This is a genomic window from Parafrankia elaeagni, from assembly GCF_000374165.1.
Taxonomy (GTDB): Bacteria; Actinomycetota; Actinomycetes; order Frankiales; family Frankiaceae; genus Parafrankia; species Parafrankia elaeagni.
In genome coordinates this window covers 1-23,210 of the sequence record NZ_KB893738.1, presented here as the reverse complement: position 1 = coordinate 23,210, position 23,210 = coordinate 1, and the positions used below count along the sequence as shown (strand labels likewise).

The 23,210-nt window shown below is 69.5% G+C and carries 16 protein-coding genes and 3 pseudogenes; 4 read left to right on the top strand and 15 right to left on the bottom strand.

Annotation, left to right across the window (positions count from 1 at the left end):
* Nucleotides 1-173: 173 nt before the first annotated feature.
* From B207_RS0120075 to B207_RS0120040, 8 genes are all read right to left on the bottom strand, one after another.
* Complete coding sequence (locus B207_RS0120075; RefSeq protein WP_018638394.1) at nt 174-371, bottom strand: ferredoxin; 198 nt, start codon at nt 369-371, stop codon at nt 174-176.
* Nucleotides 368-1,651: a cytochrome P450 gene (locus tag B207_RS0120070; RefSeq protein ID WP_018638393.1), complete on the bottom strand. Its 1,284-nt coding sequence runs from the start codon at nt 1,649-1,651 to the stop codon at nt 368-370. Before B207_RS0120070 ends, B207_RS0120075 begins: the two co-directional genes overlap by 4 nt.
* A 181-nt stretch (nt 1,652-1,832) precedes the next feature.
* Nucleotides 1,833-2,267, bottom strand: a complete 435-nt coding sequence (locus B207_RS0120065) for a nuclear transport factor 2 family protein (protein ID WP_018638392.1) — start codon at nt 2,265-2,267, stop codon at nt 1,833-1,835.
* A gap of 11 nt (nt 2,268-2,278) precedes the next feature.
* Nucleotides 2,279-3,025, bottom strand: a complete 747-nt coding sequence (locus B207_RS0120060; protein ID WP_018638391.1) for an SDR family NAD(P)-dependent oxidoreductase — start codon at nt 3,023-3,025, stop codon at nt 2,279-2,281.
* 400 nt (nt 3,026-3,425) lie between these two features.
* On the bottom strand, nt 3,426-4,067 hold the full coding sequence (locus B207_RS0120055; RefSeq protein WP_026311253.1) for a TetR/AcrR family transcriptional regulator: 642 nt from the start codon (nt 4,065-4,067) through the stop codon (nt 3,426-3,428).
* 141 nt (nt 4,068-4,208) lie between these two features.
* Nucleotides 4,209-4,778, bottom strand: coding sequence for a carboxymuconolactone decarboxylase family protein (locus B207_RS0120050; protein WP_018638389.1), 570 nt, complete (start codon nt 4,776-4,778; stop codon nt 4,209-4,211).
* A 77-nt stretch (nt 4,779-4,855) separates the two neighbouring features.
* Nucleotides 4,856-5,332: a hypothetical protein gene (locus tag B207_RS0120045; protein ID WP_018638388.1), complete on the bottom strand. Its 477-nt coding sequence runs from the start codon at nt 5,330-5,332 to the stop codon at nt 4,856-4,858.
* 98 nt (nt 5,333-5,430) lie between these two features.
* On the bottom strand, nt 5,431-6,801 hold the full coding sequence (locus B207_RS0120040) for an aromatic ring-hydroxylating oxygenase subunit alpha (RefSeq protein ID WP_018638387.1): 1,371 nt from the start codon (nt 6,799-6,801) through the stop codon (nt 5,431-5,433).
* A 423-nt stretch (nt 6,802-7,224) separates the two neighbouring features.
* On the opposite strand from B207_RS0120040, the gene B207_RS39940 reads away from it, so the two are divergent.
* Entirely contained in the window at nt 7,225-7,644 is a 420-nt protein-coding gene (locus B207_RS39940) for a hypothetical protein (RefSeq protein WP_195905326.1), read from the top strand.
* A 91-nt stretch (nt 7,645-7,735) separates the two neighbouring features.
* On the top strand, nt 7,736-8,284 hold the full coding sequence (locus B207_RS0120030; protein WP_026311252.1) for a hypothetical protein: 549 nt from the start codon (nt 7,736-7,738) through the stop codon (nt 8,282-8,284).
* A gap of 206 nt (nt 8,285-8,490) precedes the next feature.
* On the opposite strand, the gene B207_RS0120025 is transcribed toward B207_RS0120030, so the two are convergent.
* Complete coding sequence (locus B207_RS0120025; protein WP_018638384.1) at nt 8,491-9,261, bottom strand: SDR family NAD(P)-dependent oxidoreductase; 771 nt, start codon at nt 9,259-9,261, stop codon at nt 8,491-8,493.
* A gap of 777 nt (nt 9,262-10,038) precedes the next feature.
* Here B207_RS0120025 and B207_RS0120020 point away from each other — a divergent pair.
* Nucleotides 10,039-10,245: pseudogene (locus tag B207_RS0120020) on the top strand (enoyl-CoA hydratase/isomerase family protein); the annotation flags it as partial.
* Between the two features lie 195 nt (nt 10,246-10,440).
* Nucleotides 10,441-12,075 (top strand): FadR/GntR family transcriptional regulator, encoded by a 1,635-nt coding sequence (locus B207_RS0120015; protein WP_018638382.1) that lies wholly within the window; start codon nt 10,441-10,443, stop codon nt 12,073-12,075.
* 302 nt (nt 12,076-12,377) lie between these two features.
* Here B207_RS0120015 and uppS read toward each other — a convergent pair whose 3' ends face one another.
* The 6 genes and pseudogenes from uppS to B207_RS34705 all read right to left on the bottom strand — a co-directional run.
* Nucleotides 12,378-13,154 carry a polyprenyl diphosphate synthase gene (uppS, locus tag B207_RS0120010; protein WP_026311251.1) on the bottom strand — a complete coding sequence of 259 codons (777 nt, stop codon included), beginning with the start codon at nt 13,152-13,154 and terminating at the stop codon, nt 12,378-12,380.
* 56 nt (nt 13,155-13,210) lie between these two features.
* Nucleotides 13,211-13,413, bottom strand: a pseudogene (locus B207_RS40725) (IS110 family transposase); the annotation flags it as partial.
* 15 nt (nt 13,414-13,428) lie between these two features.
* Nucleotides 13,429-14,049 (bottom strand): annotated as a pseudogene (locus B207_RS34715) (3-hydroxyacyl-CoA dehydrogenase NAD-binding domain-containing protein); the annotation flags it as partial.
* 167 nt (nt 14,050-14,216) lie between these two features.
* Nucleotides 14,217-15,257 (bottom strand): sulfotransferase, encoded by a 1,041-nt coding sequence (locus B207_RS34710; protein ID WP_018638379.1) that lies wholly within the window; start codon nt 15,255-15,257, stop codon nt 14,217-14,219.
* 140 nt (nt 15,258-15,397) lie between these two features.
* A complete protein-coding gene (locus tag B207_RS0119995) occupies nt 15,398-16,156 on the bottom strand; it encodes a thioesterase II family protein (RefSeq protein ID WP_018638378.1) in 759 nt (252 codons plus the stop codon).
* Nucleotides 16,157-16,212: 56 nt separating this feature from the next.
* Nucleotides 16,213-23,210: type I polyketide synthase (locus tag B207_RS34705; RefSeq protein WP_154675501.1), on the bottom strand; the 6,998-nt coding region annotated here is incomplete at its 5' end.

The window sequence follows — 23,210 nt, the reverse complement described above, 5'->3', positions numbered from 1 at the left end:
GAGCCGGGCAAATCTCTGCAGCGTGATGTCGGCCACCTGCGATCGCAAGAATATAGTTGACCCAGTCAGCTGTCTACGACCACCGACGTGGAGGCCGACCTGGTCGGCACCGTCCACACCCGCCCACTGCCGGGTGGCCGAGCAGACCCGCGAACGCCAGCGCGAGAACCGGACTAGCGGGCGGCGAGGAGGATCGCTCTCTCCGGGCACTGGGCCGCCGCCCGTTCCACGAGTTCGACGAGCTCCTCGGGAATTCGATCGACGGTCAACTCGGCGTAGCCGTCGCCGGTGAGGGCGAACGCGTCGGGGCAGACCGTGACGCAGGCACCATGGCCGGCGCAGCGTTCCGAGTCGATCGACACGGTGGTCACGCGTCACCGCCGGCGGAGGTGAACCCGATGTGGAGCCTGGTGAGCCCGCGCAGGATGAAGGTGGGCAGGTAGCTGTAGCGCCGGTCTCCGGCGGGGCCGTGCTCGTCCTCGTCGATCCAGATGTCCGTCGTGCGGTCGAACAGCCGCTGCAGGCTGACCAGGGCTTCGGCACGGGCCAGCGGGGCGCCGGGGCAGCTGTGGACGCCGCGGCCGAACGCGACGTGGCTGCGGGCGTTGCCACGTTCGATGTCGAACGTGTCGGGCTCGGGGAACCTGGCCGGGTCGCGGTTGATCGCGGCGTTGGCCAGGAACAGGATGGTGCCGCTGGGGAACTGCACTCCGCCGATCTCGACCGGGACCTTCGCCACGCGGAAGTCGCCACGAATGGGGCTTTCGTAGCGAAGGGACTCCTCGATGAAGTTGGGGATCAGGTCGCGGTTGTTCCGCAGCCTCGTCTGCAGCTCGGGATCCTCGCCGAGCATCATCACCGCGGTGCTGAGAAGCCGGACCGTGGTCTCCTGGCCGGCGGCGAAAAGGTTGGCGGCGACGCAGACGGCGTCGATCACCGGCGGAGTGCTTCCGTCGGGAAACGTGGCCGAGGCGACTCCGGTCAGGACATCGCCGCGCGGGTGACGGCGGCGGTCCTCGATGTAGCCGGTGAACTTCTCGTACAGGAACTCCAACGGCGACTGTGCCATCGGGTCGCCGCCGGTGCTGCCCAGTGTGCCGGTGTGCGGCCGGTTGAGTCGCTGGACGAACTCCGGCTGGTCCTCCGACGGTACGCCGAGCAGGTCGGCGATGACGAGCATGGCGAACGGAGAGGCGAAATCGCGGATGAACTCACAGCGCCCGCCGGTCAGCGCCGCGTCGAGCTGGCGGTCGGCGAGCCGCCACATGAACTCCTCGTTCTCCTTGAGACGGCGAGGAGTGATCATCTTCGACAGCAGTGCGCGGTGCGCGGTGTGGACCGGCGGGTCCAGCGTCGGCAGCTGATCGCTCATCGGCAGCTTGTCGCGGTGCTCGGCGATCAGGTCCGAGAGGTCCTCACCCTCGAGAGGCACCGGAAAGCCCGGGAACGGTCCGGTGACGGAAAGGCATGACGAGAACCGGTCGGTGTCGTTGTAGATCGCGAGTGCTTCGTCGTAGGCGGTGACCATCACCACGTCGTGATGCTTCTCCCGGCGTACCGGGCACTCCCCGCGCAGGGCGGCAAGATAGTCATATGGATCGTGCAGGAGTTCGTTGTCCGTGAAGAAGTCGATGGAGTCGACGTCGACCATGCCCGTTCCTTTCACTTTGCGCGACACCACACTCGTCACGTATCCGTTTCCCCGGCGGACCGGTTCGCCGGGGACGGCGACTCCTGCCGGTCTCGGGACGGGTCCGCCAGCGGGGTGCATTTTCATGACAGTCCGAGAAAACGCGACGACGCGCCCCGGAGAAACGCCGGACGCGTTACGGTCAACCCCCGTCGCCAGGTCTGTTGACGAACCAGACGAGTTCTTCGACAAGTTTTTCGCTCTTCCAGCCGTCCGGTGTACGCACGAAGTCGTGGAAGTAGTAGCCGCCGCAGTGGCTCGGCTCGGCCATGCCAGGAACCTGCATAGGGTTGTAGAACTGGGCGATCACCTTGGCACGGTCGCCGTCGAGGTCGATTTCCACGTTGGTGACGTAGTGAATCTTCCAGGGCGCCCTGCCCAGGCCCTGTTCAAGGAGAACCGCCATGTCGTCACGCTTGGCAACAGGCAACGAGCTTGACGTCGATGTGTAGTCGATGACCGCCTCGGGTGTGAAGACCGACTTCCACAGCTCGAAATCGTTCGTGTCCACGCCACGGGCATAACGCGCCAACTGCTCCTGGATCTCGAGCTTGTCGGCCAGCGCCTGCAGGTCCACCGATGCTCCTCTCAGCTGGCAGTGAGGCCGTTGTCGACGGCGTAGACAGCACCGGTGATCGACTTCGCCTCACTCGACGCGAGGAAGGCGAACAGCGCCGCGATCTCCTCCGGCATGGCGACACCGCGGTAGCCACCCATCCGGCGGGCGAGGTCCGGGTCCCGGTCCTCGGGGAACTTCACGGTCCTGGCGATGTTGGTCAGTGTGCCGGCCGGCGCGATCGCGTTCACCCTCAGCGGCGTCTTGATGTACTCCACCGCGAGCGACCGGGTCAGCTGGATGAGGCCGCCCTTGCTCGCCGCGTAGGCGGCAGAGTAGGGCACGCCCTGGACTCCGGCATTCGACGCGATGTTGATGATGGAGCCGCCGGCCGCCACCAGATGTGGGATCGCGGCCTGGGACAGGAAGAACGGGCCGTCGAGGTTGACCGCCAGCGTCCGCCGGTACAGGTCGACACTGGTCTCGGTGACGTGCGCCGGGACGTAGATCCCGGCGACGTTGCCCAGCACGTCGAGCCGGCCGAACTCGGTGACGGCCGCCGCCACAGCCTCGGCGCACGCGGCGGGGTCCGCGACGTCGACGACCCGGACCGACACGGTTCCGGTCGCCAGGAACCTGGTCTCGGCCAGCCCACCCTCGTCGATGTCGACCGCCATCACCGCAGCGCCCTCACTCGCCAGCCGGAGGGTGATCGCGCGGCCCATGCCGGACCCGGCGCCGGTGATCAGCGCGGCCGTGCCGTCAAACCGTGTCGTCATGGATGCCCAACTCCTCGCGGATCGGTCGGATCGCCCCGGTCCTCATGTCCTCATCAGTCCACTTCTCCTCACAAAGGGCACGGTCTCGCGGGCGGGACAGCGGGGCACGCGGAGTAACGAGCCGCGCTTACGCGAGCCCAGCACCGGACGTCGAAGGGCAGCGCCATCGACACCCGAACCAAATCAACTGATTGATTGATGGCATGGTGCATGTGATAATCGGTCGCTGTCAAGCAGTGGGGTTCACCCCTGACAGACAATCCGTTCCGCCACGAGCGGTACAACGCTCCGGCGCCGCCGACTGTCCGACCCGACAGTTGTCGTGGTCGATCTCCCAGGTTGGGAACGCGACTCCGGGCGACGGTGGCGGGAAGGCAGCGGGAAGGGCGGCCACACCCCGTCAGAGTGTCGAGAGCCGGGCCTGGTCGAAGAACATCCCGCGGATCAGCAGTTTCAGGGCGTGGACGGTTGTGTGGTATGTGTCGGCCGGTGTGGTCAGCGCGTGTTCGTAGAGGCCCATGAGCAGTACGTCGATGGCGTTCGTGGCGGCCTGGAGATCGACGTGGTCGGTGAGGATTCCCTGCTCGTCGGCCTCGCGCAGAATCTCGATGACGACACGGTGGATGGAGGTGACGATGGTGTCGCTCTCTTCGGCCAGGTGCAGGTCCGCGGCGCTCTCCACCCGGATCGCGCGGTCGAAGGGGACCGCGTAGGGGTTGTCGCGGACCATCCGGTCGGCCTCGTCGAGGACCGCCATGAGCTTGTCGAGAACGCCGTCGACGGTTTCCACCGCGAGAGCGAAACGGGGCGCCGTCTGCTGCGCGACCTCACGAAAGGTCTCCTTGACCAGCTCGGCCTTGTTCGGGAAGTAGTGGTAGAGGCTGCCGCTGGTCATGCCGGCCGCCCGGGCGATCTCGCGGATGGTGGCGCGCGCGTAGCCGACCTCGGCGACACAGCGCAGAGTCGCGTCAAGAATGCGCTGTCTCGTCTGATCGCCTCGGGAGCCGACCGGCCTGCCCAACAGCGATGGGGTGCTCGCCACTGTTTCTCCTGGTTGTCGTTCCCTCCAGTCTCGCACGCGAACACCAGGTGACGGGATCCCGCCGTCGTGACTCGGGATCCCGCCGTCGTGACTGCCGAGGGACCACCGTGCCCTGGCGGCACCTGGAAGGCCGACCGAAGGTCACGACGGGCCCGGAGCGTCGTCAAGTCCGATGCCGAAGGTTCGGAGCATGGCCGACACCGTCTCGTAGGCACCGATGGTGAAGATGACGTCGAGTATCTGCTGGGTGTCGAGTTCGGCGGCGAGGGTCGCCCAGGTGCCGTCCGCGAGCAGTCCGTCGGTGATGATCTCGTCAACGGCGCTCAGCAGCACGGCATCCAGCGGGTTGAAGGACTCGGCGGGGCCTGCCGCGACACGGCCGATCTCCTCGGCGGTGAGCCCCACCTCCTGCGCGAGGTGGACGTGCTCGGCCCACAGGTAGTCGCAGGCTCGCAGTGCGGCGACCCGCAGGATGAGGATCTCGCGCTGCCGCTGGCTCAGCGTCGTGGCGAGCAGCACCTGGCCGTTGAAGGTGAGGAACGCTCGCGCGAGGTGGGGGTGGTGCGCGAAGGTCCCCAGCATGCCGAGTGCCTTGGGCCGCCCTTCAGCACTGGGCATGGGATAGCGCGGTTCAGGTGGGAGCATGGCCGCCAGGGCCGAGCGCATCTCCGGTGAGAACTGGCGGGGCCGCAGCGGCTCGATGCGCGCCATGCGAGCACTCCCTTCCTGAGATGGGTGGATCGGTTCACCGCAGCCCGTCAGCGGGCCGCGGTGCCGGGCTACGCGCGTCACTCCGTGATCTGGATGCCCTGGTAGCTCTTGAGCGTTTCCGGGTCGGGCAGTTGCATCTGCAGGTACACCGCAAGGTGGACTACCTTGCCGTCCGCGTCGAACTCGTAGGTCGTCGCGGAGTTCACGGCGCTGCTGAATCCGGAGACCGTGCTGCGTTCCTCCAGCTCGAGCAGCACCAGGTTGCCGACCTCGGTGACCCGCTTGAACGAGCATTCCCAGGCGGAGGTCTGTGCCCACTGGGTGAGGAACGCGGCGTATTCCGACCAGTTCATGGTCTCCTTGAACGGGCCGATCCGTTCGAAGGAGTCGACAGCGACCAGATCGGCGACCGGCGCCCAACGGTCGACCGAGAACCCGGGCTCCCTGCCCGCGTCGACCAGCTTCTTCATCAGCTGGGTGTACTCCAGCACGACCCGCGACAGGCCCGTGTAGTCGCCGATGACCTCGTCAAGGTCGCGCAGCGCGAGCACCATATCGATAACTCCCAGTAGTGGGGCTGACAATCTTCGGACAGGTGTAGCCGGACCACAGCCGGTCTCGCCGGCCGACCGGTCAGGGTCGGCCACACCACTCAGGATTCGGCGTCGGCCAGGTACAGGTCGACAACGCGGTGGAAGTTCGCGACGACGATCTCCTCCCGAGTGATCGTCTCGTATTCCAGGCGGCTGTTTCGCAGGCCGGCCTGTTGGCGCTGCATCTGCTCGTAGTCCTGTTGCAGCGCTTCGAAGTAGGTGTGGCTGCCCGGCTCCTTGACGACGGTCAGGTCCACCTTCGCGGCTTCGGTGAGCTCCGCCGGCAGGTACATGTAGCTGGCGACGTGCCAGACGCACTTGTTCGGGTCGCCGGAGGGGTGCGGCGTGGGCATGGTGATGTGGCATTCGCCGGCGCGGACCGTCATGAAGAAGTTCGGGAAGAGGACCCAGCCCTGGTTGTCGGTCATCTGGTTGTCCGTCAGCCCGCTGACGTCCAGGCCCATGCCGGTGAGTGTGTCGCGGGTGGCCCGCTGCAGCAGCGTGCGCGCGGTGACGCCCTCCGGGAAGACGAGGGTGCCGTCCTCTCCGCGGTTCTCGGCGACGAGCTCCTCGAAACGAGGCAGCATCAGCGGGACCGCGGGGAAGGTCTCGGGGAGCTTGCGGATCCCGGCGACCTGCTCCTCCGGGCCGAAGCGCTCGCCCCTGGGCACGTCGAACGGTGTCGTGGCGACGCTGTGGTCGCCGAGGAACCGGTAGCGGCCCTTCTCCGGGTCCGGGTAGATCACGTTCAGGAGCTGCGGGTGGACGCCCCAGACGTGGTAGCCCTCCTGGAAGGCGTCCATGACGACCTTCCAGTTGCATTCGAGAGGCTCCTCGACGTCCATGACGGTGATGAACTGCTCCATCTGGTAGGGCCGCAGCAGTTCGATGACCTCGGGACCGAGGTATTCGGCGAGAGGCTTCGCGTCCGGGTCCGGGTTGAGGAAGATGAAACCGCCGAACGTCTCCACCGGAACGGGCACCAGCGAGACGTCGCTCTTGTCGACTCCCGAGAGGCCCTCGCGCAGAATGCCCCGGCAGTTACCCTCGAGGTCATAGGACCACAGGTGGTACTGGCAGAGGAACTGCCGTGAGGTGCCCGATCGCTCCGCGCACAGCAGGTTGCCACGGTGACGGCAGGCGTTCACGAAACCGCGGATCACGTCGTCGCGGCCGCGTACCACGATGAAGGACTGTTCGAAGAGCTGGTAGGTCTTCCAGTCGCCGGCCTTCGCCAACGCACCGACCCGGCCGACGACCTGCCAGGTCTTCGTCCAGATCAGCTCACGCTCCTGCGCCGCGATCTCCGGCGAGGTGTAACGCTCGGTCGGGATCTTCCACTGGAAGTCGACCGGGACGGAATCCAGGCCCGACAGTCCGATCTTCGTGTCGTCGAGCCATTCCCCGGGCCGCGTCGCCTCGATCGTCATCAGTCCAGTTCTCCTCAAGCGGGGGAAACAGTGGGCAGGAGGACTTCACGCGCAGGGGTACGCATGCGTGCCCCACCGCACTTCCTGACAGAGCGCACCAGTGACCTACCGTGCGGTGGCCGTGGATGCCCGGTCGGGAGCACGGTGCTCGCGGTCCATGTCAGAGCAACGCCAGACGCCGGGTAGCCAGCGCCGTCGACGCAAACGAAAACTAACCAATTGCTTGATTAGCGACATGATGCACGCCACACTCGGGTGCCGTCAAGCCACCCTCCACGACCGGAAGGACGTACACCCATGCCCTTCGAGGGGACCACCGTGATCATGACCGGAGGGGCGTCGGGCCTTGGCGCGTCCTCCCGCATCACCGGGCAGCTCCTCGGCGTCAACGACGACCGGCGAACCTGACCATCGGAGTCCCCCTTGCCGGACACCATCCCGTGTGGTCAGCCGGCTACTCACCGAGAACGATTCGGCAATCCACTCGTTCCCACGTCGGACAAGGTGAAGAAGACATGTCGTATCTCCGGAGGCTGTCCGGACGGCCGCCCGGACATTCCGGACCGTCTCGACCGCGCAGTCGCCCGCCCGACGTTCTCCGTCATCGACCTGCCGATCCAGGTCGCCGAGGCCTACGGCAACGACATCGACCTCAGCTCGCAGGACGGCATGATCATATTCATGACTCGCCCAGCGTCACCAACTGCACGTGACGTACCACCGACAGTTCAACCCCCGCTTCGGGCCACGCAGGTGGTGGCCGCCGCAGCCCGCCGTGGACGACTCGACGCCAGAAAACTCTTGCACGCACTGCGCCAGACGGTTAATCATACGATCGATTGATTGTCTTCACGACCAACGACCGGACAGCCAGGCAGGCCAGGATCGACCGACCGGCCGACGGCTGTAAGTCCAACGACCAGCAGGGACCGCGATGAACCTCGAAGAGAAGATTGCCTTACATCAGCGCATGGCCGACAGCTATCGGGACGCCTACCTCCACCAGGGGACGAAGGACGGCGCAACCTACGACAGCTGGAAATTCGCGCCCGACGCGATCTACTCGTCGCCGTACTTCACCGGGCACGACGTGATCGACCTGGGTGAGATTTCTGGCGGCGCAGACGCCTCGCTTATTTTCGAGGCCATAGCCGCCTCAGCCATCCAGGAGGCCAAGGCATACTCGGTCACCTTTCCGGACTGGAAGCTTGTCGACTACACCAGCTGGGCAGCCGACAACGGGTACGTTGCCCGTGTCCGGTGGGAAGGGCATACCAGGGACGGACTGAAGATGGGCTTCCACTCGACCACCTTCGTCGAGACCAACGACAACGGTGAGATCCGGCACTGGCAGACCTTCGTCAACGACGAGGAGTACGGTCCCTTCCTGGAAGCCGCCATCGGCAGGCGCGGCCCGTTCAAGGGCCACCTGGAGTACATGGAGCTCGTCGGCAAGGTGCTGCGGGACAACGGTCTCGAGTAGACCTGACCGACGCGCCGGCGAGAATGAGCCCGCCGGTAGCGCACCCGGCCCGGCGTCCGGCCGCACCGAAACGGCCGGACGCCGGGCCCGCTCACACGCAACCATGGTCCACAGCTATCCGGTCAGGTCACCGTGATGGCGCGCTCCGGCGCCGTCAGACAGTCGGCGGCCGCCTCGTTCCTCGCCCCAGGCGGTTGCCGTAGCTGTCAGAGAGTGCGGAACAGACCGCCGTCGACGAGGATCTGGGCGCCGTTGACATAGCCGGACGCGTCGCTGGCGAGGAACAGGCAGACCCCCACCATGTCGGCGGGCACGCCGATGCGCCCCATCGGGTTGATCCGCGCCGCCTGCTGCCTGGCCTGTTCGCCCCAGGTCCTGGTGATGTCGGTGTCGAAGGCGCCGGGCAGAACGAGATTGGCCCGGACCTTCGGCGCCCAGGAGCCGGCAAGACCCAGGGTCAGCGCGTTCAGTCCGGCCTTCGCCATCGCGTAGGGCAGATCGCTCGGATTCGGGCGCAGCGACCCCGCGGTCGTCACGTTGACGATCGACCCGCCGTCGCCGGCGGCCATCCTTTCGCCCACCAGCGCGGACAGGCGGAACGGACCACTGGCGTTGACGGCATGGACCTTGTCGTACAGCTCCCTGGTGACGGAGGTCAGGCTCTCGTAGAGCGGGGACATGCCGGCGTTGTTGATCAGCACGTCGCAGCGGCCGAACTCGTCGTAGACGGTCTCGACCAGCCGGTCGCAGTCGTCCCACGAACCGACGTGGCAGGCGACCGGGAGCGCCCGACCGCCCGTCGCCGCCTCGATCTCCTTCGCCGCGGTCTCACAGGCGGCAAGCTTGCGGCTGGCGACGACGACGTGCGCACCAGCCCTCGCCAGCCCTTCGGCGACGGCCCGGCCGATGCCCCGGCTCCCGCCGGTGACCACCGCGACCCGGCCGGTCAGGTCGAACAACTCCGCGGGTGCGGTCATCCCGGGGTTCCGATCAGCAGCGGAAGCGAATCAACCGACCGCAAGCCCGAAGAAAAGGCAAGATCCGCGGCAGACCCAAGCTGGTAGGACCGGCAGGTCATCACGATGTCGATCACCTCACGATGTTCTCTCGGACAGCTCTCAGATACCTGCCGCATGCCCTGACCCCATTCCGGTTACTACTGCGCCCCCGCAGTCGGCGGTCCCCCAGCCAAGCCAGGTGACCGGCCCCTCGTCGCCGCAGGAGGCGACGGGGAGGTCGCGCTGGTGGAGCAGGGCAACGCGTGACCCCACCGCCCGCGGCGCCACGCCCCAACAGCTCCGCCCCAACAGCTCCGCAGTGTGATCCAGTCGCTTCCAGACAGAAGGGAAGATATAGCTGACTACGTCAGATGTCTACAGCTTCGCTGGACGCACCAGCCAACCGGGTCGAGGCCATGGCAGCCTGGCCAGGCCACTGCCCGCCCAGCACTGCCTCCCGACCGACCCATTCAGAGCTCACCGATGAACGCGCGATCATATAGGTGACTAGGTCAACGCTATTGCGATGCCGGTCACTCGCCAGCTCCGCTGTCTCGCGGATGGCTCTTGGTGCAGGATCAGACGACGGCCGCAACCGGGCGGCCCGCATCGCGATGCGGGCATCGAAGTGCCGCTGTTCCCGACGCCCACCATCCGCGAGGTGAGGAGAACGAGAGATGACAGATGATTCTGGGGGCGGCCGGCCTTCGTTTCGAGCGTGACGGCGCCATCGGCTGGTGCGTCATCGACCGGCCCGCCGGGGAGATCCTCCAGACGGCGTCCGAGGCCCGGCTGCACGTCAAGCGCATGCTCCACGAGGCCTACGGAACCATCGACTACCAGACCATGTTCTGGTCACTGCAGAACTCACCCGAACCGCGGGAGGGCATGCGCGCCTTCATGGAGAAGCGGGCACCCGGCTGGGTCCCCGACCAGTTCGCCGGTGACGGCACCCGCCGCTGACGCGCTGCGCCCGAACCGGCCGCGGGCGAGGTGAAGATCGCTGTCCCGGCCGGACGCTCGCCGAGGGGTACGGTCTCATCGGCTACCAGACGATGTTCTGGGCGTCTGAGGAGTCCCCAGAACCACCCGAGGGAATCGGACTTTCATGAAAAATCCGGACGCTGGCGTGGGTGGCACACGAGTCGCCCCCCGACGATGGCCGCCGCTGAACGCATCGGCGTGGCCGCTCTTGACGCAGCAGTGACCGGGCCCGCGAGCCGGTCGGAGGCAGTCGGCCTCGGCTCGCCGTCCGCTGCCGTTTTCCAGCCGTCCCGCCGGTCTCGCAAGATCGCCCACATTGTCGCCGCGGATCTGCGGCGGCAGATCCTGCGCGGCGACTTCGCGGCCGATCAGCAACTGTCGTCCGAAGGCGAAATGGCGGCGGTGCTCGGCGTCTCGCGGGAGACGCTGCGCGAGGCTCTGCGGATCCTGGAGGCGCAGCATCTCGTTGACGTGCGACGGGGGCGTGGCGGCGGTGTCGTCGTCCGCCGGCCCGGGCTGGCCGCCGTCGCCCGGTACACGGCGCTGCTGGTCCAGCTTCGGGGCGCGACGATCGCGCATCTGGAGGAGGCCCGATCGGTGCTCGAGCCACCAGCCGCCGAGCTGGTCGCGCTCCGCAGCGGTACCGAAGGGCTCGACCACCTCATGGGCCTGCATGAGCGGGTACGCGCGGCCGAGAGCGACCCGCTGGCGTTCGCCACCGCCGTGGCGACGTTCGACCAGGCCGTCACCGACCTGTCCGGCAACCGTTCGATCGGCGTGATCGCCGGGATGCTCCGGGAGATCTACGCCGGGCAGGTGTTCGCCGCGGTCAACCCTGCGATCGGCCCTGCCGCGGAACGGGTCCGCCGCCGGACGCTGGCCGGCCACGGCGAGTTCCTCACCGCCGCGCAACGGCGCGACGCGGAAACGGCCCGCCGGGTGTGGAGCGACTACCTGCTCGCCACGAGCCGGCTGTGGGTGAGCCGTAGCCGCAGCCAGCAGCCGATCGACGTCGCCCCGCTGTGGCGGGCGCGCGGGGGCGGGGCCGCGGCTGCCGGCCTGGGCGGCCCGATGCCGCCGGCCCGAGCGGCGACCGCGATCGCATCCGAGATCAGGGCGCGTATCGCGGAAGGCAGCCTCGCCGAGGGCGACCGCCTCGCCTCACTCGCCGAGCTGTCCGCCGAATTCGGAGTCTCCCGTCCGACGCTTCGGGAAGCGCTGCGCACCCTGGAGATGGAGTCCCTGCTGGAACTGCGCGCCGGAGACCGCGCCGGCCCCCTGGTGTGCCACCCGTCGACGCAGGTGGCCACGCAGCTCGCCGGTACCGTCCTGGAGGCACGCCGCACCACCCTCGGCGACTTCTTCCACGCACTGCGCCTGATCGAGCCGGCCATGGTCGAACTCGCCGCGACCCGGTTCGACCAGGCCTCGATACCGGACCTGCGCGCGGTGGCGGCCGAGCTGACCGACGCCGCGGGGGTCCTGGACATGCCCTGGTTCGCCGGGGTCTGGCCGCGCGGCGCGGCGATCGTCTTCGCCGGGACCGGCAACCCCGTGCTCGCCGTCGTCGCCGAGATCCTGCAGTGGGTGCGGGTGTCGACCCGGCCCGCCCTCGCGATGCCACCCGACGACCCGTGGACCGCGATGGCAGGCCGTCTCGCCGCCCAGTTCAACGATCTGATCGACGCGCTGGCCGATGGTGACGCGGCGCGGGCACGCGCCTGCTGGACGGCGATGCTGGACGTCAACACACCGTTCGTCGAATCGGCCGAGTTCGCCGAACGGCTCATGATCGACGTCATCGACTGAACCGACCTGGCGGGCCTGCTCCACGCCACCGCGCTCCACGCCACCGCGCTCGTCGCCGCCGCCGATGTCCAGGCCGCCGACCTCCTGCCCGGCGCAGGGAATTTCCGACTATATCGGTCGGGTAGCCCGGGGGGATCTCACCCCCGGGTTACCACAGAGTCGGGTAGGCCGCCGGCGAGGTGCCCTGGTTGGGTCCTTTTCCGTCGGCCCCCCGCCGAACCCTCCTGGTGGTTTCGCGCGCCGGCGGTGGCACCGGGCGGCGAGCCGGCGGCAGAGCCGGCGGGTCGTCGGAAGCCGCCAGGTCAGGCGCCGTGGCGACGACCACGGGCGGCGTAGCTGCGCAGTGCCCGTAGAAAGTCGATCTCGCGGAACGCGGGCCAGTACGCCTCGCAGAAGTACAGCTCGGAGTACGCGCTCTGCCAGAGCAGGAAGTTCGACATGCGCTGCTCGCCGCTGGTGCGGATGACCAGGTCGGGGTCGGGCTGGCCGGCCGTGTAGAGGTGGCGGGCGACGTCCTCGGCGGTGAGGGTCTCGGCCAGGTCGGCCAGCGAGGCGCCCGTCTCGGCCTGCTCGTGCAGGAGGGCCCGGAACGCGTCGACGACCTCCTGCCGGCCGCCGTACCCCACGGCGAGGGTGACATGCGCCCCCGTCGAGCAGGATCGGGTGACCTCTTCGGCGTTCTTGAGCGCGCGGGCCGTGCTGTCCGGCAGCGCGTCGAGCAGCCCCGCGATGTGCATCTGCCACGCCGGATCGGGAGTCGCGATCTTGTCGGAGACAACCTGCTCGATGACCTTCATGAGGAACGCGATCTCGGCATCCTCGCGGTGGGCCAGGTTCTCGGTGGAGCAGACGAAGACGGTCACATGCCTGATCCCGGCCGCCTCGCACCACGACAGCACGTCCTCGACATGGTCGGCGCCGAACTTGTGGCCGAGGCTGGGATTGGCCATCCCCATCTGGCGGGCCCAGCGGCGGTTGCCGTCCATGATCAGGCCAACGTGCCTCGGTAGCGCGGCTCCCTTGAGTGACGCGCGGAGCCGGCGGGCGTACACGGTGTAGGCAAGATCACGTATTGACACAGCCTGAATCTATGCCCACCTGTCCGCCGGTTCTAGATATCCCACGCTTCTGACTGTCAGGCGGCGATCTTCTGGTCGGTGCTCTGGCGAGGCCAGGCGGTGGTTTCGTCGTAGGGGTGTGGTGACGCAGGCAGCCGTGCAGGATCCCGACGAACCGGTTCGCGAGGGCGCGCAGCGCCTGGTGGTGGGTGGCACCGGGGGCGCGGTGCGCGTCGTAGTAGCCCCGCGCGCCAGGAGACGCCGTCAGGGCGACGAACGCCTGCAGGCCGAGCAGACCGCCCTCGACCATGCGCTGCAGCAGTGGCGGCGGCGCGTAGAGCGGTTCCTTGTACTCCTCGTACAGCGCGTCGGCGATCGCAGCGGTCACGTCGAGCCCGATGAGGTCAGCCAGCCGCAGCGGTCCCAGCAGATAGGGGATCAACAGTGCGTTGACCAGGAACCCGGCGCGGTCGGGCGAGCGAATCGGCTCCTTGCCGAGTACCTCGGAGACGAACAGCTCCGCCCGGTCGCGGACCGCGTCCTCGGTGAGAACTGACGACACGACCTCGACCAGTGGCAACGCCGACACCGGGTTGAAGAAATGCAGGCCGATGACGTTCTGGGCGCGGGCACCCAGGAGATCGACCTTGGCCGCCTCGTCCTCGCGGACCGCCTCGATCACCAGCTGCCGGTCGGCGAGGTCGTCGAGACAGGTGGTCAGCTCGATCGCGGCGAGCGCCACATCCCGGTTGTCGGCCGCCAACTGACCCTTCTGGACTCCTCGGTCCAGCGACTTCGTGATCCGGCGGCGCCCGGCCGGGGCCGAGGCGTCACTGCCAACCGCCACGCGCACGTCGAGCCCGGCGCGCGCACAGATCTCGGCGATGCCGGAGCCCATGGTCCCGCACCCGACGATGCCGACACGGCTGATCCGCGAAGGCGACGGCGCGACGGCGCGACGGCGATCGACGACGAAGCTGTCGGTAACTCAAGACTGAGCCGATGTGACATCGGACCTCCTCCGTGGTGGGGGGGGTCTGCACGGCTCCGGGCGCAGAGCGCATGCGGTCCTGAGCAGGTCGGTCAGGGGTGGTCGACGAGTTCGCGGTGGGCGGTGGCGCCGGGTGCGCAGGAGCGGCGCAACGCGGCGAGCAGCCGGGGATCGAGTCTGCTGGATGCACCCGGGCGTGACTGGTCGACGAGCGCGGCGGCGCCGTTGATCCAGTCGTCCCTGGTCGCGTCGGGCGCGATGCCCACGAAGGAGGCGAAGCGACCGAGCTCGGCCCTCGGGTCCCGGATCAGATCCTCGTACGACATCGTCGTCCACCGCTGGGCAGGCAACTGGGCGAGGGCGGCAGCACCCGCACAGATCATGTCGGACCAGAGCGCACCAAAAGCGGTCAACGGCACGTCCCCGTTCATGACGCGCCCCGGGTCAAACGGCGGGACCAGCCCGCGGAGCAGCCCCGCAGGTACCAGGTGCGCATGCTCCGGCCCGAGCCTCTCCGGCGTCTCCACACCCGCCGCCAACGCGGCCTCACGGCCGAGCAACATCAGTCGAAAGCCGGGATGCCGGCTCATGGAGAGCGCCGAGTCGGCGCCGTCGCGGGTCAGGTAGACGAACCGCGACTCCGGGAACGCGGCGGCCAGCCCGGCCACCTCGCCCAGTGAACCCCCGGACCGCTCGACGACGATCGTCCGGTCGAAGCGTGCCGCCAGCCACCCGAACAGCCTTCGGTGCTGGTCCGCGATCGGACGCAGGGGCCACGCGGGCACCTCCGCGGCCAGCTCGTCGTAGAGGGCATCGGGGTCGTCGGTGAGCATCGGCAGCGTCATATGGCTGATCACCGGCACGCCGCTCGCGGGATCGAACCTTCCCGAGCCGTACGGATAGATGTGTTCCGACGCCTTGAGCCCGTCGCGGACCATCGCGTCGGCCACCGGGTCCGGGTCGGTCAGCATTCGCCAGTACCCCGGGCCGTCGAGCTCCCCCTCGAGGTAGAAGCGAGCTCGCAGCAGGGTGCAGAACTCACTGACACTGAGCATGTCCGGATGCCGGCTCAGTATCCGCGAGATCAGAGTCGAACCACATCGACCCGTTCCCACAATGAAGATGAGATCCATGATTCTCTCCTCCGCGATTGCCTCCGGCGCGATTGTCTCCGACCCCGGCTCGCCGAGAGCTGCCGGAAACGAGTTCGCGGCCGGAGCGAAAACGGTCCGACCGGATCACCTGGATATGACCCGATGGCCGGTTCCCGGAGTCAGATCGACAGGGACAGGAGCTGATCCGAGATGAGGTTGATGACCGCGGCCTGGTTGCTGGCGAGATAGAAGTGGCCGCCCGAGAAGATACGAAGCTCGAACGTGTCCGTCGTGTGATCCGCCCATGCGTTCGCTTCATCGACGTCGACCTTGGGGTCCTGGTCGCCGATCAGGGCCACGATCGGGCATTCCAGTTTGGGCCCGGTCGTGTAACGGTAGGTCTCCGCGGCGGTGTAGTCGCTGCGGATCGCCGGCAGGATCGCGCGCAGCAGCTCCTGGTCCCCGAGCAGCCGGGAATCCGTGCCGCTCAGCGCCTTCAGCTCCCGCACCAGTCCGTCGTCGCTCTTCTGGTGCACGGTCTCGTGCCGGTACCTCGACGGAGCCCGCCGGCCGGAGGTGAAAAGCGTCACCGGGTCGGTGTCGAGCTGCTGCCGCATGCGAACAGCCACCTCGAACGCGAGCGTGGCACCCATGCTGTGGCCGAAGAAGGCGAGCGGGCGGTCCATCAGTGGACGCAGCGCCGCGAACGTGGCGTCAGCCAGCTCAGCGATGCTGGACAGGCTGCGCTCATGGCGGCGGTCCTGTCGGCCCGGGTACTGCAGGGCGACGACCTGGAGGGTGGGCTGCATGGCGTCCGAGACCGGGTAGAAGAAACTGGCCGATCCACCGGCGTGCGGAAAGCAGACAAGCGTGATCCGGCTTTCCGGGGCGGGGTGAAAGCGGCGGATCCACAGGCTCTCATCGACGGGTGTGGTCATAGCGGGATGGCGTCCGTTCTTTTGAGTGAGTTCCACCGCTGTCCGGAAGAACACGGTCACCGGACATCGGGTGTTGTCTCCAGCGCATCGGCCAGGAGCCAGTCGTGGATGAGGAGAGCGACGGCGGTGGCGTGTTCCTCCATGAGAGTGAAGTGGTTGCCGGGGGCGTCACGGGCCACATGTGGCAGGTCCCAGGTGGACCGCCAGTCGCCGTCGCGATTCCACCCGAACATCGGCTCGCTGGCTCGCACCAGCAGCGTCGGGGTCTCGGTCGACGTTGGCTTCCACCCGGCGAAGAGGTGGAAGTAGGCGGCCATCGCGGTCAGCCGGGCGTCGTCGATCGGCACGTACGAGCCCTCACGGGCGAGCATGCCGCCGGTCAGCTCCGGCTGGACCCCCACGGCCGCCTCGGCGTCATGGGAGTAGATGTCGATCAGTACCAGCGCCTCGGCGGGTGTGCCGCGACGTTCCAGTTCCGCCGCGACGCAGTGCGCGAGCATGCCGCCCGACGAGTGTCCGAGCAGGACGGCGGGGCCGCTCACCGCGTCGGCCAGGGCTTTCACGAGTGCGTCCGGGGTGGCCGGGAGTGACTCGCCGGCGAGGAAGCCGGGTACGGCGAGGGCCGCCACGTCCCGCCGGCCCCGCAGCGCGTTGGCGAAGCGGACGTACTGGTGCGGACCGGAGATGGCCAGGATCGAGGGAAGGCAGACAAGGCGGGGCGCCGCGGTACCGTTCGCCAGCCGGACCAGATCAATCGGTCGGCCGAGTTCGCTCGGCTCGGCGAAGCTGGGCCGGAAGGTGGCCGCGGTCATCAGCATCCGTAGGAAGTCCTCGTTGCGCCCCTGCGCGGTGGCCTGTCGGAACATCTCGGCGAACGCGGTCTGGGGCTGCTCTGGGCGGGCCGGCTGATCGTCGGTGAACTGGTCGTTGAGGTGGTCCAGCACCTTCTCCGGGGAGGGATGGTCGAACAGCAGCGTGGTGGCCAGCCGCAGCCCGGTGGCGGCGGCGAGGCGGTTGCGCAGTTCCACCGACATCAGCGAGTCGAACCCGAGTTCCAGGAAGCCCCGGCCGGCGTCGAGCGCCGCCGGATCGGCGTGCCCCAGCACCTCCGCCGCCTGCCGGCGGACCACCTCGTCCAGCGCCTGCCGCCGCTCCTGCGGCGCCAGGTTCGCGAGCTGCCGATGGAAGGCCCGCAACGCCCGCTGGTCCGGGGACTTCGCCGCGTCGGCCGGTACCAGACCGGCGAGCAGCGGTGGCAGCAGACCAGCGGCGGCCGCGTTGCGCAGGCCGGCCTGCTCCCACGAGATCGGCGCCAGCAACGGCACGCCCACCGCGAGCGCCGCGTCGAACGCGGCCAGGCCCTGTGCCACCGTCAACGCCGCGACGCCGCCCTGGCGCAGCCGTTCCCGCTCCCGGGCGTCGAGGCCGGCGCCCATCCCGCCTTCGGTTTCCCACAGCCCCCAGGCCAGCGACGTGGCCGGTACGTTGTCCGCCCGCAGTCGGGACGCGAAGGCGTCCAGGAAGCTGTTCGCCGCCGCGTAGTTCGCCTGCCCGGCGTTGCCGAGGAGACCGGCCGCGGAGGAGAACAGAACGAACGCGCCGAGGTCCCGGTCGGCGGTGGCGAGGTGGAGGTTGACCGCCGTGTCGACCTTGGACCGCAGGACGCGCTCCAGCCGCTCCGGCGTGAGCGAGGCGAGCATGCCGTCGTCGAGGACACCGGCCGTGTGCACGACCGCCGCCACGTCGACGTCGGCCAACGCCCGGTCGGTATCCGCCCGATCGGCCAGGTCGCAGGCTTCCAGGCGGACGGTGGCGCCGGCCACCGTCAGTTCGTCGACCAGCTCGGCCGCCCCGGGCGCGGCGGGGCCCCGGCGGCTGAGCAGCAGCAGGTCGGTGACCCCGTGGGCGGCGACCAGATGGCGGGCGACCAGGGCGCCGAGCGTCCCGGTCGCCCCGGTCACCACGACCGTGCCCGACCCGAGACCGGCCCCGGCCGACTCGGTCCGGGGAACCGGCATACGGACGAGGCGCGGAGTCAGAATCCGGCCGTCGCGGATCGCCGCCTGCGGCAGGCCGGCGGCCAGCACCGCCCGCAGCGGCGCGAGGGTCTCCAGGTGGGCGGCCGGGTCCGCGTCGATCAGGTGGATGCGGTCCGGGTGTTCGGACTGGGCCACGCGGACCAGACCCCACAGCCCGGCTGTCGCCAACGCGGAAACCGGTTCGGACGGCTGCGTCGCCACGGCGCCCGAGGTGACGATCACCAGCCGGCTGCCGGACCAGGCCGGGTCCGCGAGCCAGGCCTGAACCGCCGCCAGCAGTTCGCCCGTCCGCCGCCGGACCGTGGCCGCCGCGCCGGCCGTGGTGAGGGTGCTCGTTCCCGCGCCGGCCTGGGTGCAGTCGATGACGAGGGTGTCCGCCGGTCCGGGCAGGGCGCGGCCAAGCGTCGTCTGCGCCCAACCGGTGGTCGTGATGTCCACGTCCGGTAGGGGCTGGGCCGACCATTCGACGGTGTGGAGAAAGCGGTTTCCGATGCCGGCGGAAAGTTCGCCGGTCGAGACCGTTCGGAGCGACAGGCGGTCGATCTGGGCCACCGGGACCCCGGAGCCGTCGGCGACCACGAGGCGGACCCCGCCGGCCCCGTCGGCCCCATCTGTCCCGCCGGCCCCGCCGGCGTCCGATGCCGGGCTCAGCCGCGCTCGAAGCGTGGCGCCGGCGGCGCCGAACACCCGGACACCGGCGAACGCGAACGGCAGCCGCAGACCGCCGTCCATCGGCAGGAGGCCACCGAGGCCGACGGCGTGCAGGGCCGCGTCCAGCAGGGCGGGGTGCAGGAGGTAGCCGTCCGCCGCCGCCGGGGTCGCCACCTCGGCGAAGACGTCGCCATTCCGGTTCCAGGCCCGGCGCAGCCCCTGGAAGGCGGGGCCGTAGCCGAGCCCGGCGGCCGCGAGGACGTCGTAGAACCCGTCGAGCGGGATCTCGTCGGCGCCTTCCGGCGGCCAGACCATGAGGTCGTCCTGCGGCTGCGCGTCGGAGGTGTCCGGGGCGAGGGCGCCCGTGGCGTGGACCGCCCAGGACTCGTCCTCGGCGTTCTCGGGCCGCGAGTAGACGGTGACCGGGCGGACATCGTCGTCGGCGGCGCCGATCACCACCTGGAGCAGGACCCCGCCGCGCTCCGGCAGCTCCAGGGGGGCCTGCAGCAGCAGCTCGTCGAGCACCGGCGTACCGAGGCGCTCGCCGGCCGCGGCCACGATCTCGACCAGGGCGGTGCCCGGGACGATCGCCCGGCCCAGCACCGTGTGGTCGACCAGCCAGGGCAGGGTGTCCACCGCCAGCCGGCCGGTGAACACCGTTCCGTCGCCCTGGGCGAGCGGGACCTCGGCGCCCAGCAGCGGGTGCGTCGAGGCCACCAGACCGAGCCAGGCGACGCTGCCACCGACCGTCACCCGCTGCTTCGGCCAGAACCGCTGATGCTGGAACGGGTAGGTCGGCAGCTCGACCGCGCGGGCACCGGTACCGTCGAACACAGCCGCCCAGTCGACTTCGACGCCGTGGACGAAAAGCTCGCCGACCGCCGCGAGCACGGTGCCGACCTCGTCGCGGCCGCGCCGCACGGTCGGCACGGCGACGATCTCCACGGTCCCGGCCACGGTGTGGGCGGCGTCCTGGACCAGAGCGGCGAGGATGCTGTCGGGGCCGATCTCCAGGAAGCGGGTGACCCCGTCCGCGACCATCGCGCTGACGGCGTCCGCGAACCGGACCGGACGGCGCACCTGGCCCACCCAGTAGACGGGGTCGGACCATTCGCCCGGGCCGACCGGCGCGCCGGTCACGGTGGAGACCACGGCGGACGTCGGCTCGGTCAGGGCCAGGCCACGCACCACCGTCTCGAACTCGGCGAGCATGGGCTCCATCAGGGCGGAGTGGAACGCGTGGCTGACCGGCAGCCGGTTGATCCGCCAGCCGCGGTCGGCGGCAAGCCGCGCGGCCTGGTCGAGCAGGTCGTGGCGGCCGGAGAGCACCACCGAGGCCGGCCCGTTGACGGCGGCGACGTCAATCTTCAGGTCGGCGGCGGCGAGGGCGGCCACGACGGCGGCCTCCGGGGCGCCGACGGCGAGCATGCCGCCGCCGGCCGGGAGCTCCTGCATGAGCCGGCCCCGCGCGGTGACCAGGGTGGCGGCGTCGGCGAGGGTCAGCGCACCGGCGGCGTGGGCGGCCGCGATCTCCCCGATGGAATGCCCCGCCACCACGTCCGGCGTGACTCCCCAGCGTCTGAGCAGGGCGAGCAGGGCGACCTCGATCGCGAAGATCGCCGGCTGGGCGTACTGGGTGCGCTCCAGCAGCTCGGCGCGCCCACCGTCGATGTGCTCACCGTCGATGATCTCGCGCAGCGGGCGGTCCAGGTGGGTGTCGAGCAGGTCGCAGACCTCGTCGAACGCCGCCGCGAAGGCCGGGAAGGCACCGTACAGCGCCCGCCCCATGCCGATCCGCTGCGATCCCTGGCCGGTGAACACGACCCCCAGCCGCCCGGGACGTCCCTCCCCCACGAGCGGTGCCAGGCCTGGCACCTGGTCAGCGGCGTCGGTGGCCAGCGCGGCGAGCCCTCGGTCGAGGTCGGCGCGGTCGGCGGCGAGGACCACCGCGCGACGGCGGAGAACTGCCCGCCCGGCCAGCGACCGGCCGAGATCGACGAGAGATGCGTCGGCGAGGGATGCGTCGCGGACGGCACGCAGGCGGCCGGCCTGGTCGGCGAGGGCCCGCAGGTCGGCGGCGGAGAGCACGATCGGGGTGAGCGGCAGCTGGCGGGATGGTGTGGGTGCGGGTGCGGCCGCCGGCGCCTCGGCGGACGGCGCCTCGATGATCACATGGGCGTTGGTGCCGCTGATCCCGAAGGAGGACACCGCGGCCCGCCGCGGCTCACCGTCGGACTCGGACCAGGGCTGGGCCGACGTGAGAAGCGAGACCGCGCCGGCGGACCAGTCGACCCGCGATGACGGTGTCTGCGCGTACAGGGTCGGCGGCATGAGGCCGTGCCGCAGGGCGAGCACCATCTTGATCACGCCCGCCACCCCGGCGGCGGCCTGTGTATGGCCGATGTTCGACTTGATGGAGCCCAGCCACACCGGACGGTCGGCGGGACGATCCTGGCCGTAGGTGGCGATCAGCGCCTGCGCCTCGATGGGATCACCCAGCGTGGTGCCGGTGCCGTGGGCCTCGACCACGTCCACGTCACGGGTGGTGAGGCGCGCGTCGGCGAGGGCCTGACGGATCACCCGCTGCTGGGAGGGGCCGTTGGGGGCGGTCAGACCGTTGCTCGCGCCGTCCTGGTTGACGGCACTGCCCCGCACCACCGCCAGCACCGGATGCCCCAGGCGTCGGGCGTCGGAGAGCCGCTCGACCAGCAGCATGCCGACGCCTTCGCCCCACCCGGTCCCGTCCGCCTCGGCCGCGAAGGACTTGCAACGGCCGTCCGGGGCGAGACCGCGCTGGCGGGAGAAGCCGACGAAGGTGTTCGGGGTGGCCATCACCGTGACGCCGCCGGCCAGGGCCATGTCGCACTCGCCGTTGCGCAGGGCCTGAACGGCCAGGTGCAGCGCCACCAGCGACGAGGAGCAGGCGGTGTCCACCGTGATCGCCGGGCCTTCGAGCCCGAAGGTGTAGGAGACGCGGCCGGAAGCGATGCTCCCGCCGGTGCCGAGGAAGCCCTCGGCGTCACCGTCGGACCGTTCGAGGACGGCGGCGTAGTCGGTGTACATGACACCGGCGAAGACACCGGTGCGGCTGCCGCGAACACCGGTCGGGTCGATCCCGGCCCGCTCGAACGCCTCCCACGACGTCTCCAACAACAACCGGTGCTGCGGATCCATCGCCAACGCCTCACGCGGACTGATCCCGAACAAACCCGGATCGAACTCCGCCGCCCCGTAGAGAAACCCGCCTTCCCGGGTGTAGGCGGTGCCGGGGTTGTCCGGGTCCGGATGGTAGAGGGCGTCGACGTCCCAGCCGCGATCGGTCGGGAACAGGCCGATGCCGTCCTGACCGGACGCCACCAGCTCCCACAGCTTCTCGGGCGAGGTCACCCCGCCCGGGTAGCGGCAGGCCATGCCGACGATGACGATCGGTTCGTCGGATTCCGAGCGGGACGCGGCGCGGGGGGCCGGCACGGCCGCGTCCCGGTTCGATCCCGACAGTTCACCGCTGATGAAGGCGGCGAGCGCGGCGATGTTCGGGTAGTCGAAGACCAGCGTCGAGCTGAGGCGCAGGCCGGTCACCGCGACGAGACGGTTGCGCAGCTCGACCGCCGTCAACGAGTCGAAACCCAGCTCGCTGAATGCCCGAGCCGGGTCCGGCGCCTGCGCGCTGTCGTAGCCGAGCACCGCGGCCACCTGGCCGCGAACCAGGTTCTGGACCGTCCGGGCACGTTCCTGGACGGGCAGGGTGGTGAGCTGTCGGGCCAGCGCCCCACCACCGGCGGACGGATTCGTCGACGCGGGGAAGAGCCCCTGCAGCAGGGGCGGCAGCATTCCCGCGGCGGCGGCCGGGCGGAGCGCGACCGGATCCAGGGCCAGGGCGGCGAGCAGGCTCGTGTCCACGGTGAGGGCGGCGTCGAAGGCAGCCAGACCCTGCGCCACCGTCAACGGCAGAACCCCACCACGGCGCATCCGCTCCCGATCCCCCTCGGCCAGCGACGCACCCATCCCCACCTCGGAATCCCACAACCCCCAGGCCAAGGACACCGCCGGCACACCATCCACCCGCAACCGCGCCGCGAACGCATCCAAAAACGTGTTCCCCGCCGCATAGTTCGCCTGACCAGCATTCCCCAACAAACCCGCCGCCGACGAATACACCACAAAACCCTTGAGATCCCGACCCGCCGTCACCGCACGCAGATTCAGGACCGCGTCCACCTTCGCCGCCAACACCCCCGCCAACCGGTCAGCACTCAACGACGTCACCATCGCCACATCACACGCCTCAACCCGCACAGCCGCACCCGCAGCCGTCAACTCCTCCACCAGCTCGACAGCACCCGGCGCACCCAGACCCCGCCGAC